The organism is Rhizobium sp. B21/90 (assembly GCF_019355815.1).
GTDB lineage: Bacteria > Pseudomonadota > Alphaproteobacteria > Rhizobiales > Rhizobiaceae > Rhizobium > Rhizobium rhododendri.
Genome location: NZ_CP072162.1, coordinates 1,874,566 through 1,887,803, shown reverse-complemented (window position 1 = coordinate 1,887,803; position 13,238 = coordinate 1,874,566). Strand labels below are relative to the sequence as shown.

Here is a 13,238-nt window from a genome sequence, read left to right as displayed (position 1 = left end):
ATAACGTCCGGTACCGTGCCAAGTAGCGCTGCCGGCCCAAGCACCGAAAGCAAACATGGCAAACTCCTCCACGCCCGTCTGGTTCATCACCGGCTGCTCGACCGGCTTCGGCCGCGAACTCGCGACATTGGTACTCGAACGCGGCTGGCGCGCCGTCGTCACCGCCCGTGGCAAGGAGCGCGTCGCCGATCTCGTCACGGGTCACGAAGACAGCGCCCTGGCGCTGGACCTCGACGTCACCGACAAGGACCAGATCACCGCCGCCGTCAAGGCCGCCGAAGAACGCTTCGGCCAGATCGACGTGCTGGTCAACAATGCCGGCTACGGCTACCAGGCCTCGATCGAAGAGGGCGACGACGACGCCATCCGCGCCCAGTTCGATGCCAACGTCTTCGGCCTCTTCGCCATGACCCGGGCCGTATTGCCGGGCATGCGCAAGCGCCGCCGGGGCCACATCATCAACATCACCTCGGTCGCCGGTCTCGTCGGCTTTCCCGGCTCCGGCTACTATGCAGCCAGCAAGCACGCTGTCGAGGGCATGTCGGACGCGCTTGCCGTCGAAGGCCGGCCGCTCGGCATCAAGGTCACCTGCATCGAGCCCGGCCCATTCCGCACCGATTGGGCCGGCAGATCGTTGCAGCAGACGGTCTCCGGCATCGCCGACTACGAAGAGACCGTCGGCGCACGGATGGCCTCGACGTCAGCCATCAGCGGCAAGCAGAAGGGCGATCCCGTTCGGGCTGCAAAGGCGATGATGATGGTGACGGAACTGGAACACCCGCCGCGCCACCTGGTGCTCGGCGCTTTCGGCGTCGATGCCGTATCGAAAAAGCTTTCGGACAGTCTGGCCGAAGTCGAACAGTGGCGCGACACATCGATTGGTGCAGATTTCCCAGAGTCCGAACAATAAGCTCACAGCTATGGCGGCATTCCTCTTACCGCCCTTGAAAAGCCGGTCGTCCACAGCGACGACCGGAAACCACCTTACTGCGCCGTCGCGGATAGGCCGTGGCGAAAAACAGGGACAGCATGGATGACTGACAACAGGTCCGCTGCAACAGACATCGGCAAGCATGAGCCACCGCCCCTGAACGAAGGCCACCTGACCGCCATCCCACGGCCAGTGGCCGACCATGGAACCATCGGCAATCTGCGCACCACCGCTCTGGTCGCCCGCGACGGTGCCATCGACTTCCTGTGCTGGCCGAACTTCGACAGCCCCAGCGTCTTCCTGGCTTTGCTCGATCCGGAAAAGGGCGGCGCCTTCGAACTCTCGCCGGATATCGCCGGCGCGCGCACCATCCAGATGTACGTCCCCGAAACCAACGTCCTGATGACGCGCTGGCTCGGGCATGCCGGCAGCGCCGAAATTACCGACCTGATGCCGAGCCCGACTACGACCGGCGAGAGCGTCTGCCGGATCGTGCGCCGCGTCGCCGTCACGCGCGGCACAGTCACCATCCGGCTGAAATGCTGGCCACGCTTCGACTACGCCCGCACCATCCCGGACGTTACCGTCGATGAACACGGTGCCGTCTTCAGCGGACCGGACGGCTTGCGCCTGCGCCTGACCGCACCGGTGGCACTGACGCCGATGAACGGCGGAGTGACGGCGGAATTGACGCTCAAGGTCGGAGAGCAGGCGGATTTCACCTTCGGAGACGACGACGGCGTGCTCATGCAGACCGAGGAGGTGTCGTGCGTCATCCTCGAGACAAAAAACTACTGGCAGAAATGGGCTGCCCGGTCGACCTATCACGGTCGCTGGCGGGATGCCGTGACCCGCTCGGCACTGGCCCTTAAACTGATGACCTCGCTAAGCCACGGCTCTATGGTCGCTGCCGCCACCTTCGGCCTGCCGGAGGCGCCCGGCGGCGAACGCAACTGGGACTATCGCGCCACCTGGATCAGGGATGCATCGTTCACGGTCTATGCGCTGATGCGGCTCGGCTACCAGGAGGAGGCAATGGCCTTCAGCCGATGGACCGGCGCGCGCACCCAGCAAGACTGGGACGGCCAGCTTCTGATCATGTACCGGATCGACGGCAGTTCCGATCTGGAGGAAGTCGAGCTGGACCATCTGGCAGGTTACGGCGGCGCACGCCCCGTGCGTGTCGGCAACAAGGCTGCCGAGCAGATCCAGCTCGACATCTACGGCGAGCTGATGGACTCTATCTACATCAGCAACAAATACGGAGAGGCGATCTCCGATCGGGGCTGGCGCGGCGTTCAGCGCTTTGTCAATTACGTTTGCGACAACTGGCAGCTACCGGATGCCGGCATCTGGGAGGTGCGCAACGAACCGTCCGAGCATCTGCACTCCCGGCTGATGTGCTGGGTGGCCGTCGACCGCGCGATTAGGCTGGCTGAAAAGCGCTCGCTGTCCGCCCCCTTCGAAAAATGGGTGACGACGCGCAACGAGATCAGCGAAGACATCTGGGCGAATTTCTGGAACGACGAACTCGGCCACTTCGTGCAGGGCAAGGGTGCAACCAATGTCGATGGCGCACTGCTGCTGATGCCGTTGGTACGTTTCGTCAGCGCCACCGACCCGGCGTGGCTGGCGACGCTCGATGCGATCGGCGACCAGCTGGCCGACGACAGCCTGGTGAAGCGCTACAAGCAGGAAGATGGCCTCGACGGCCAGGAAGGTGCGTTTGCCGCCTGCTCCTTCTGGTATGTTGAATGCCTCGCCCGCGCTGGTCGCCTCGACGAGGCACGCATCAACTTCGAAAAGCTGCTGCTCTACGGCAACCACCTGCAGCTCTATCCGGAAGAGTTCGATGCGCGCGGCGAGTTCCTCGGTAATTTCCCGCAAGCCTTCACGCATCTCGCCCTCATCAGCGCTGCCTTCTATCTGGACAGGGCACTGGATGGCAAATTCGGTCAGTGGCGGGCATAGAAGGGCACGGCTTGTTAGCGTCACTGCTTCCCGAATAGTTTGATTTTTATCGGATAACGCGCCGAAGGTGTGTTGTCGTGTTTCATTTCAGGGCGGTTGCATCTCAGCGATTGACAATTTGCCGATATGTTTCAAGAGTGCGCCGCATCGGCTGACTGCTTGGGGGGTATGGGCTATGTCACGGCGCGCGATTATCGGACTGTCGGCTCTTTTGTTCGGCGCTTTCCTTTCTCTCGCGCCCGGACAGGCGGCGGACGCAAGCCGCCAGGTGGTGACCACCCCCGGCGGCGATTATTTCGGCTTCGACCTGCGCACCGTCCAGAACCAGACAATCGAGCAATGCGAGGCGACCTGTATCGCCGATCGCTCCTGCCGCGCCTTCACCTACAATCCGAAGGTGAAATGGTGTTTCCTCAAATCCGACTTCAACCAGCTGAACGATTTTCCGGGCGCCATTGCCGGCAAGATCGTCGAAGTCACAGCCCAGCCCGACATCGGCGCCGCACCCGCTTTGCCCTTCATCAGCGACAAGCTGCGCGACGATGCGGCGAAGGCAAAGGCGAACCTCGCTCTGACCGATGACCAGAAGACGCAAGGCGTCCAGAGCCTGGTGGCGCTCGCCCATGTCGAGCAATCGGCAAAGAATCCGGCAGAAGCCGTAAAAGCCTTTCTTGGCGCCCTCTCCATTACGCCGGAAGATCCCATCCTCTGGATCGAAACGGCGCGTACAGCAAACAGCATCAAGAACAATACTGAAATCGCCGGCCAGGCCGCCATTGCCGCGTTGAACGGCTATCAGCTGACCCGGACCAAGGAGAGCCGCGCCGACGCCCTCGCAGTGCTCGCGGCGTCGCTGGCCAATTCGGACAACGCCCGCGCCGCTCTCAGCGCCTACAAGGCGAGCCTGGCGCTGGTCAATTCCAAGACCGTTGCCGCTGCCTATGCCGACCTCAAAAGCCGCAAGGGTTTCCGCATTCTCGCCAATACCATCGACAATGACAGCACGACCCCGCGCGCCTGCGTGCAGTTCTCTGAAAAGCTCATCAAGAGCGGCACGGACTACACACCCTTCGTCACCGTCGACGGCGCAACGCCGAAGGCTATGGAAGCCAAGGACGACCAGATCTGCGTCGAGGGACTTGCCCATGGGCAGCGCTACAAGATCTCCTTTCGCGCCGGCCTGCCCTCCTCGGTCGATGAAACGCTAGAAAAGACCGCCGACGTCAGCATCTACGTCAAGGATCGCACCGCCTCGGTGCACTTCACCGGCGACAACTTCGTGCTGCCGCAAACCGTTCGCCACGGCATCCCGCTCGTCTCCGTCAACGCGACCACAGCAAATCTGAAACTTTACCGGATCGGCGACCGTGGCATCGCGCCGCTGCTCACCTCCTCGCAGTTCCTGACGCAACTGGATGGCTACAGCGCCCAGCGCCTGCAGGATGAATCCGGCGAACTGGTGTGGCAGGGCGCCATCGACATCAAGTCCGATCTCAACAAGGACGTCGTCACCAGCTTCCCGGTCGACCAGGCATTGCCGCAGCGCAAGCCCGGCATCTACGTGATGACCGCAACCGTGCAGAACGGCGGCGGCCAGGAATGGGATTCCCAGGCGACACAATGGTTCGTCGTCTCGGATATCGGTCTCTCCACCTATGCCGGCACCGATGGCCTCAGCGTCTTCACCCGCTCGCTTGCCACTGCCAAGCCGCTGGCCGGCATCGAGTTGCAGCTGCTCGCCAAGAACAATGAAATCCTCGGCACGGCCAAGACCGATGAAAACGGCCATGCCACCTTTACCGCAGGCCTGATGCGCGGAACGGCGGCCATGACGCCTGCCGTCATCACCGCCAAGGACGGCGATAAAGACTATGTGTTCCTCGACATGACGCGCGCCGGCTTCGATCTGTCGGATCGCGGCGTCACGGGCCGCAAGACGCCCGGCGCCATCGACGTGCTCGCCTGGACAGAACGCGGCATCTACCGCGCCGGCGAGACGGTGCACGCCTCGGTGCTCGCCCGCGACAGCGCCTCGGCGGCTATCGAGAACCTGCCGCTGACCTTTATCTTCAACCGGCCAGATGGCGTCGAGGATCGCCGCGTCGTCAGCAATGGCGGCCTGCTCGGCGGCTATACGATCGACTTGCCCCTGCAGACAAACGCCATGCGCGGCACCTGGACGATGCAGGTGTTCACCGACCCGAAGGGCACGGCGATTGGCGAAAAGCAGTTTCTGGTCGATGATTTCGTGCCGGACCGGATAGAGTTCGATCTGAAGAGCGAGGCAACGACCATCGACCTCGATGCGCCCGCCGCAGTGACGGTGGACGGTCGCTACCTCTATGGCGCGCCTGCTGCCGGACTCATCATCGAAGGTGACGTCGCGCTGAAGACGACGCGCGAAAGCGCCGATTTCCCCGGCTATCTGTTCGGGCTTGCCGACGAGCAGGCGAGCGAGGACACCAAGGTGCCTCTCGAAGGCCTGGAGCCGGTCGACGACCAGGGCCACGAGACCTTCGATGTTTCGCTCGCCACGCTGCCTTCCACCACACAGCTGTTGAATGCCAATATCACGCTGCGCATGCAGGAAGCCGGCGGCCGTGCCGTCGAGCGGTCGCTGACGCTGCCGGTCAAGGCGCAGGGACCGATGATCGGCATCAAGCCGGAATTCGACGGTAATCTCAGCGAAAATGCCATCGGCAAGTTCCATGTCATCTCCATCGACCGGGATGCAAAAAAGCAGGCGATGTCCGGTTTGAACTGGAAACTGCTGAGTATCGAGCAGAACTACCAGTGGTACCGCGACGGCTCCGGATGGAAGTATGAGCCGGTGAATTCGACGAAGCTGGTCGCCAACGGCACGATTGATGCGACAGCCGAAAACGGCGCCGAAATCGCAGTTCCCGTCGCTTTTGGGCGCTATCGTCTAGAGATCGAAACCGCTGCCGTCGATGGCCCGGCCTCCAGCGTCGAGTTCGACGCCGGCTGGTACGTTGCGGCATCTTCGACCGAGACGCCGGACGCCCTCGAAGTCGGCCTCGACAAGGAAAGCTATGCTGTCGGTGACACCGCCAAGCTGAAGATTTCCCCACGCTTTGCCGGCGAAGTGCTAGTCACCATCGGCACCGAAAACCTTGTCTCGACCCAGACGGCGAGCATTGCGGCCGGCGGTGGCGAGATCGACATTCCGGTGACCGAGGCTTTTGGCGCCGGCGCCTACGTCACCACCACCCTCTTCCGTTCGGGCGATGCGCAGGACAGCCACATGCCGATGCGAGCCATCGGCGTGAAATGGCTGAAGGTCGATCCCGCCCAGCGAAAACTGTCCGTCAAGCTGACGCCGCCGCAAAAGACCCTGCCACGCCAGCCTCTGGTCATCCCGGTGGAAGTCGCCGGTGCCGGTATAGGCGAAGAAGCCTATGTGACCGTCGCAGCCGTCGATGTCGGGATCCTCAACCTGACGCGCTACGAAGTGCCGGATCCCGATGGCTGGTACTTCGGCCAGCGTCGGCTCGGGCTTGAAATCCGCGACCTCTACGGCCGGCTGATCGACGGCTCGCTCGGCGCCATGGGCACCATTCGCACCGGTGGCGATGGCGCGGCGGTGGCACTACAGGGCAGTCCTCCGACCGAAAAGCTGGTCGCCTTCTTCTCCGGCCCGGTCAAGCTCGATGCATCGGGCAAAGCCAACATCACATTCGACATTCCGCAGTTCAACGGCACCGCTCGTATCATGGCTGTTGCCTGGTCGAAGCACGGCGTCGGTCATGCCAGCACCGACGTCGTCATCCGCGACCCCGTCGTCGTCACCGCCAGCCTGCCGAAATTCCTCGCCCCCGGCGACGCCAGCCGCCTGCGGCTCGACATCGCTAACACCGATGCGCCGGAAGGCAATTACCAGGTACAGGTCACCAGCAACCCGGCTGTCAGCATCGCCATGAAGGATGCGTCGCAGACCTTAAAGCTGGCAGCAGGTGGCAAGGTCGCCCTGACCCTGCCGCTGACCGGCGCACAGCCGGGAGCCGGTGTCGTCTCGATCAAGCTGTCGGGCCCGAACGGCCTGTCGCTCGAGCAATCGCTCGACATTCCCGTCCGTCCGTCGTCCCTCCCTGTCACCGAATCCCGGCCGCTGACGATTGCGGCAGGCGCAAGCCTGACCGTCAACGGCGAGCTTCTGGCCGACAGCCTGTTGCAGGGCGCCTCCGTCAGCCTCAATGTCGCCCGCGCCCAGGGCTTCGATATCCCGGCGCTGCTGATGAGCCTCGACCGGTATCCCTACGGCTGCACCGAGCAGTTGACCAGCCTTGCCATGCCGCTGCTCTATTTCAGTGAGCTCGCCAAGAAATCCGGCATGCCCGACGATCCCGATGTTCGCAAGCGCGTGCAGGACGCAATCTACAAGGTGCTCGCCAACCAGTCCTCGTCCGGCAGCTTCGGGCTCTGGAGCCCCGGCTCCGGCGATCTCTGGCTGGACGCCTACATCACCGACTTCCTGACCCGCGCCCGCGAGCAGAAATTCGACGTGCCGGATGCAGCCATGGTGCAGGCGCTCGACAACCTGCAGAATGCGGTCGGCATCGACGCCAACATCAAGGACAACGGCAACGAGATCTCCTACGCGGTCTATGTTCTCGCCCGCAACCGCAAGGCGGCGATCAGCGACCTGCGCTATTACGCCGACACGATGCTGTCGAATTTCCCGACACCGCTCGCAAAGGCGCATATTGCCGCGGCCCTCGCCCTCTACAGCGATGCGCAGCGCTCGCGCAACACCTTCCTGGATGCCATGCAGACGGCGGAGAAGGATGCCGAGACCAAGGTCAGCTTCGTACGTTCCGACTACGGCTCGTCGTTGCGCGACGGTGCCGCCGTGCTGGCGCTTGCAACTGCAGCCCGACCGGTGCCCCCGATCGTCTCGGACCTTACCAAGCTCGTCGTGCGCGAATGGCAGAAGAAGGGCAACACCAGCACGCAGGAGCAGACCTGGATGCTGCTTGCCGCCCGCGCCTTGCAGACCGGCGATGAAGACCTGAAGCTCGCAATTGACGGCACCCCCCATACGGGTGCCTACAATGCTCGCCTGACCGGCGACGAACTGCTGGCACACCCGATCACCGTCACCAACCAGACGGCCCAGCCGATCTCCGCCACCGTCACCACCATCGCTGCGCCGAAACAGCCGCTGACCGCCAGCAGCCAGGGATTCACGATCGAACGCAGCTTCTATACCTTCGGTGGCGAGGAGGCGAATATCAGCCAGGTCAAGCAGAACGAGCGCTACGTCGTCGTCCTGAAGGTCAACGAAGCCAACAACTGGCCTTCGAAGATGATGATCACCGACCTCCTGCCTGCGGGCTTCGAGATCGACAATCCGGGGCTGGTCAACAGCGCCCAGCTGTCGAACTTCGATTTCCTGCAGGAGGTCAATCCGGCCCATGTCGAGTTCCGCAGCGACCGATTTGCCGCAGCCGTCGATCGCGCTGCCGACGAAACGGGCGAGATAACACTCGCCTACGTCGTGCGCGCCGTGACGCCCGGCACCTACGACATGCCCGGCGCCAATGTCGAGGACATGTACCGGCCGCAGTTCTTCGCCCGCACGGCGACGGGCCGCATGGAGGTCGAGGCAGCAAAATAATGCGGTTCTGGCGCACCCTCGGCATCGGCACATCGGCATCGCTGCTTCTGGCGCTGGCGGCTGGCCTCGGCCTCGAGGCAGCCGACAAGGCCTATCCGCCGCCGCTTGAAAAGGCCATGGTGACATCGGCCGAGGTGCTCGACAGCGATGGCCAGTTGCTGCGCGCCTTTGCCACGCCGCAGGGTCGCTGGCGCCTTAAGACGACAGCTGCCGACGTCGATCCGCAGTTCGTCCGCATGTTGGTCGCCTATGAGGACCGGCGATTTTACGAGCATCACGGCGTCGACATCGTGGCCATGGGGCGGGCGGCCCTTCAGTTCGTCACCCACGGGCGCATCGTCTCCGGCGCCTCGACACTCTCGATGCAGGTGGCAAGGCTTATCGAGCCGCGCCCCGAGCGAACCTTCGGGGCAAAACTGCTGCAGCTGGCCCGCGCCATCCAGATCGAGCGCCGGCTAAGCAAGACCGAGATCCTCGACCTATACCTCACCCACGCCCCCTATGGCGGCAACCTCGAAGGCATCCGCGCCGCAAGCCTCGCCTATTTCGGCAAGGAGCCCCGGCGATTGACAGTGGCCCAGTCGGCCTTGCTGGTGGCGCTGCCGCAACTGCCGGAAAAGCGCCGGCCCGACCGCCATCTGCAGGCGGCAGAGGCTGCACGAAAACGGGTGCTGACCCGCATGGCCGTGGCCGAGATCGTCGGCGACAGCGAGGCCGGGCGCGCCGAGTTCAGCCCCATCCCCGCCCGCCGGCTGCAACTTCCGGCCTATGCCGCGCATCTCGCCGAGGCGGCCCTCAAAAAAGAACCGTCGGTCGGCCAGCACCACACGACCCTCAAGCGCAGCATCCAGCAAGGGCTGGAAGCCGTCGCCCGCGAATCTGCAGCCAGGCTCGATCCAAAAGTATCGCTGGCCATGGTCATGGCCGACAGCCGCACCGGCGAAATCGTCGGCGAGGTTGGTTCCGCCAACTATTTCGACGCCAGCCGCTCCGGCTGGATCGACATGACACGGATCAACCGATCGCCCGGCTCGACGCTGAAACCATTCATCTATGGGCTCGCCTTCGAGGAAGGCCTGCTCTCCCAGGAAACGATCATCGAGGACCGGCCCGCCGATTTCTTCGGCTACCGGCCAAAGAACTTCGACACCACCTACCAGGGCGACGTCACCGTCCGCCAGGCCCTCCAACTCTCCCTCAACGTCCCGGCCGTCCGCGTGCTCGATGCCGTCGGGCCATCCCGGCTGCTGGTCCGCTTCCGCCGCGCCAATGTGCGACCGGTACTGCCGGCGAATGAAACGCCCGGGCTCGCTATCGGCCTCGGCGGGCTCGGCATGACGCTGAAGGACCTCGTGCAGCTCTACGCCGGCCTCGCAAACCGCAGCAATCCGGTGAAACTCGGCGACGGCATCGTCGACAAGCCCGAAGTCGTGGACAGCCAGCCGCTGCTGGAGCCCGTTGCCGCCTGGAATGTCGCAGATGTGCTATCGGGCATCATCGCACCCGCCGGCAGCGCCCAGCACGGCATCGCCTACAAGACCGGCACCAGCTACGGCTACCGCGATGCCTGGTCCGTCGGCTATGATGGCCGCTATGTGCTTGGCGTCTGGGTCGGCCGTCCCGACAATGGCGCAGTCCCCGGCCTCACCGGCTACGCCTCCGCAGCGCCCATCCTGTTTCAGGCCTTCGCAAAATCCGGCGTCGGCATCACGCCGCTGCCGTCAGCGCCGATCGGCGCGGTGCGCATCGCCCAGGCGCAGCTGCCGATCAGCCAGCGGCGCTTCTCGATGGATGCCAGCGGCCTTATGGCCGCCACGACCCGAGAGCCTGCCCCGCAGATCGTCTATCCGCCGGAAGGCGCCCATGTCGAACTCGGCGAAACCAGCGACGGCCTGATGATGCCGCTGGTGCTGAAGCTGCAGGGCGGCCGCGCGCCCTTCCGGTGGCTCGCCAACGGCAAGCCCCTCGCCGCCATCGCCCGCAACCGCGTCAGCCAATGGACACCCGACGGCGATGGTTATTCCACCCTCACAGTCATCGACGCCGCCGGCCGCGCCGCAACGGTGGGTGTGTTTCTGCAGTAGCGGCAGTTCGCTGCTGGGACCGATCGATGGGTTTCATCCACCCCGTAAATTTGGCAGTCAACAACCTGCGGCGCGTCAGCGCCGCGATGGGGCTTTTTGCGGTAAAAGTCACTCGCTCTCATCGACTCGAGCGCACTGACAGCCGTGACGGGCACAGGAATAAAGGAAAGAGAAAGGGAGCTTGGCCTGTTGTGCACGACTGCGGAATGGCAGAAACATCGGCCTCGCACCTATCCCAGTAGCCGTCCGAGCCAGTCCTTGTCGAGCACCGCTTCGAGTTCGCTGGCGACATCGTCCAGGGCCTTGTCGACGCTCTCGCGGTAGTTGCTGCGGTCGCCGGAGAGGCCGAAGCTTTGGAGGAGGCGGGCGCGGTAGGTGTCGCTTTCGAACAGCCCGTGCAGATAGGTCCCCATGATACGGCCATCACTGGAGATTGCTCCATCCGGACGGCCATCGATGATGACGGGCGGGCGGGCGCAGTCGCTGCCGGTCGTCTCGCCCAGGTGGATCTCGTAGCCGCTGAGCGGTGCATCATACTCCGTCGACCGCGCAAAGCTGTTGCGCACCGTCTTTTCTGGCGCCATCGATGTCTCGACATCGAGGAGGCCGAGACCCGGCATTTCCAGCACGTCGCCCTCGATGCCGAGCGGATCGCGGATAGTCGTTCCGAGCATCTGGTAGCCGCCGCAGACCCCGATAACCCGTCCGCCACGCCGCACATGCGCCGCAAGGTCGCGGTCCCACCCCTGCCTGCGAAAATGCTCGAGATCTGATATCGTCGACTTTGAGCCCGGCAGGATCACCAGTGAAGCGTCCGTCGGCAGCGGATCGCCGGGGCGTACGAAGACCAGGTCGACATCCTGCTCGGCCCTGAGCGGGTCGAGGTCGTCGAAATTGGCGATGCGCGGCAAAACCGGTACCGCGATCTTGAGCGCCCCCGCACCACCACGCGCCAGCCGCTCCAGCACCACCGAATCCTCTGCCGGCAGCCTTCCCGCCGACTTCAGCCACGGCACGACGCCGAAGCAGGGCCAGCCGGTAAAGCTGTGAATTGCCGCCAGCCCGTCGTCGAAAAGCGACACGTCTCCCCGGAACTTGTTGATGATGTAGCCTGCGATCATCCCCCGGTCCTCATCGGACAGAATGGCATGCGTGCCGACAAGCGAGGCGATGACCCCGCCCCTGTCGATGTCGCCGACGAGAACGACGGGAACGCCGGCCTTGGTCGCAAAGCCCATGTTGGCGATGTCGCCGGGCCTCAGGTTGATTTCGGCCGGCGACCCCGCACCCTCGACAATGACGAGGTCGGCGCCATCGCCGACATGGGCAAAGCTTTCGAGTACCGACGCCAGCAATCTCGGCTTCAGCGCCTGATAGTCCCGCCCCTTGGCCTGCCCCCAGACCTTGCCTTGGACGATGATCTGGCTGCCCACCTCCGATTGCGGCTTCAGCAGCACCGGGTTCATGTGGATGGAGGATGGGACGCGCGAGGCGAGCGACTGCAGCCACTGGGCTCGGCCGATCTCCCCGCCGTCGTCGGCAACGGCGGCGTTGTTCGACATGTTCTGGGGCTTGAAGGGACGGACCCGCAGTCCCCTGTTTGCGGCAAGGCGGCAGAGGCCCGCTACCAATACCGTTTTTCCGACATCGGAGCCGGTTCCTTGCAGCATGATCGCCCTGGTCATAGTCTGAAATTCCCGGTATCGGCTCGTCTTGAGCCCCTGCTCTACAGCCGTTCTGTCGAAATTATCGAGCGATATGACCGAGCTTCGGCGGCCAACTGGATGACTACTCTATTTGCGACAAACGATGACGACTTCGCTCGTTGTTTCGTGTCGACAACAGCATTATCTGCACGCCACATCACGCACAAGGCCGGGCTTCCGGCGCAGAGGATACCGGAATGCTTTTCGTCTTCAACAACAAGAATTCGATCCAGATCGCCTGGGGCTCGAAGGTCCCGTCGCAGAAGGCCGAAAGCCGCGCACAGGAACTGGATATCCGCAGCGGAACGGTTGGCGTCGTGCGCACGGGCTCCGCTGGCTAACACGCCAGACTGCACCGCTCGATCCATACCCCACACGCACAGACGAAAATCGCGCCGGCTGCAGGACAGCGCGGCGCGATTTATATACCGGAGGTCTTCGGCAGAGGCGCGAGACAGGCTTTCTCCGGGACGCAGTACCTGATCCGGAGAAACAGCGGTGTCGCCGCCTTGGCACAATCAATAGACGGACACGGTTACCGGATGGTTATTGAGACGTTAATTAAGAATGAATCGTGTTTTTTTTCGATTTTTTTCACGGCCCGCGCTCAGCCATCGAAGGACGCGAATGGAATACAAAACGTCTTGCGCAGGCGTAGCAATTGAACTTTTCTCCATGTCCGCACTTTAGAAGGACCTTTTTTGCCTCGCGTGTGCACAATTTGCAGCCAGTAGCCTCACCTCTCAGGCTATTTTGAAGGCTTTTCCGGCAGCTCAGCGATAGTCCCGGCATCTGTCCGCACATCCCCCCCGGTTGATTTCTCCGCATGAATCCTTAGGCTCGATTTCAAGGTATGAAAAAGCGCGCCCCGGGGGATCTTCTATCCTCAGGCACAATAACAGCGGACA

General features: G+C 63.3%; 6 protein-coding genes. 5 read left to right on the top strand and 1 reads right to left on the bottom strand.

Features of this window, described 5'->3' with window-relative positions:
- Positions 1-55: 55 nt before the first annotated feature.
- From J5278_RS08940 to pbpC, 4 genes are all read left to right on the top strand, one after another.
- Entirely contained in the window at positions 56-910 is an 855-nt protein-coding gene (locus J5278_RS08940) for an oxidoreductase (RefSeq protein WP_209183982.1), read from the top strand.
- Positions 911-1,033: 123 nt separating this feature from the next.
- Entirely contained in the window at positions 1,034-2,902 is a 1,869-nt protein-coding gene (locus J5278_RS08935) for a glycoside hydrolase family 15 protein (protein ID WP_209183983.1), read from the top strand.
- Between the two features lie 175 nt (positions 2,903-3,077).
- The gene (locus J5278_RS08930) at positions 3,078-8,540 is read left to right on the top strand and encodes an alpha-2-macroglobulin family protein (protein ID WP_209183984.1); all 5,463 of its coding nucleotides are present in this window, start codon (positions 3,078-3,080) and stop codon (positions 8,538-8,540) included.
- Positions 8,540-10,624 (top strand): penicillin-binding protein 1C, encoded by a 2,085-nt coding sequence (pbpC, locus tag J5278_RS08925; protein WP_209187485.1) that lies wholly within the window; start codon positions 8,540-8,542, stop codon positions 10,622-10,624. The genes J5278_RS08930 and pbpC overlap by 1 nt, the downstream gene beginning before the upstream one ends.
- A gap of 230 nt (positions 10,625-10,854) precedes the next feature.
- Here pbpC and J5278_RS08920 read toward each other — a convergent pair whose 3' ends face one another.
- Positions 10,855-12,309, bottom strand: a complete 1,455-nt coding sequence (locus J5278_RS08920; RefSeq protein WP_209183986.1) for a cobyric acid synthase — start codon at positions 12,307-12,309, stop codon at positions 10,855-10,857.
- A 218-nt stretch (positions 12,310-12,527) separates the two neighbouring features.
- On the opposite strand from J5278_RS08920, the gene J5278_RS08915 reads away from it, so the two are divergent.
- A complete protein-coding gene (locus J5278_RS08915; protein ID WP_162854764.1) occupies positions 12,528-12,671 on the top strand; it encodes a hypothetical protein in 144 nt (47 codons plus the stop codon).
- The last annotated feature ends 567 nt before the right edge of the window (positions 12,672-13,238 follow it).

Bases quoted from the DNA above. Each gene is read 5' to 3' on its own strand.
- J5278_RS08940 (WP_209183982.1), top strand. From the start codon at position 56: ATGGCAAACTCCTCCACGCCCGTCTGGTTCATCACCGGCTGCTCGACC.
- J5278_RS08935 (WP_209183983.1), top strand. From the start codon at position 1,034: ATGACTGACAACAGGTCCGCTGCAACAGACATCGGCAAGCATGAGCCA.
- J5278_RS08930 (WP_209183984.1), top strand. From the start codon at position 3,078: ATGTCACGGCGCGCGATTATCGGACTGTCGGCTCTTTTGTTCGGCGCT.
- pbpC (WP_209187485.1), top strand. From the start codon at position 8,540: ATGCGGTTCTGGCGCACCCTCGGCATCGGCACATCGGCATCGCTGCTT.
- J5278_RS08920 (WP_209183986.1), bottom strand. From the start codon at position 12,309: ATGACCAGGGCGATCATGCTGCAAGGAACCGGCTCCGATGTCGGAAAA.
- J5278_RS08915 (WP_162854764.1), top strand. From the start codon at position 12,528: ATGCTTTTCGTCTTCAACAACAAGAATTCGATCCAGATCGCCTGGGGC.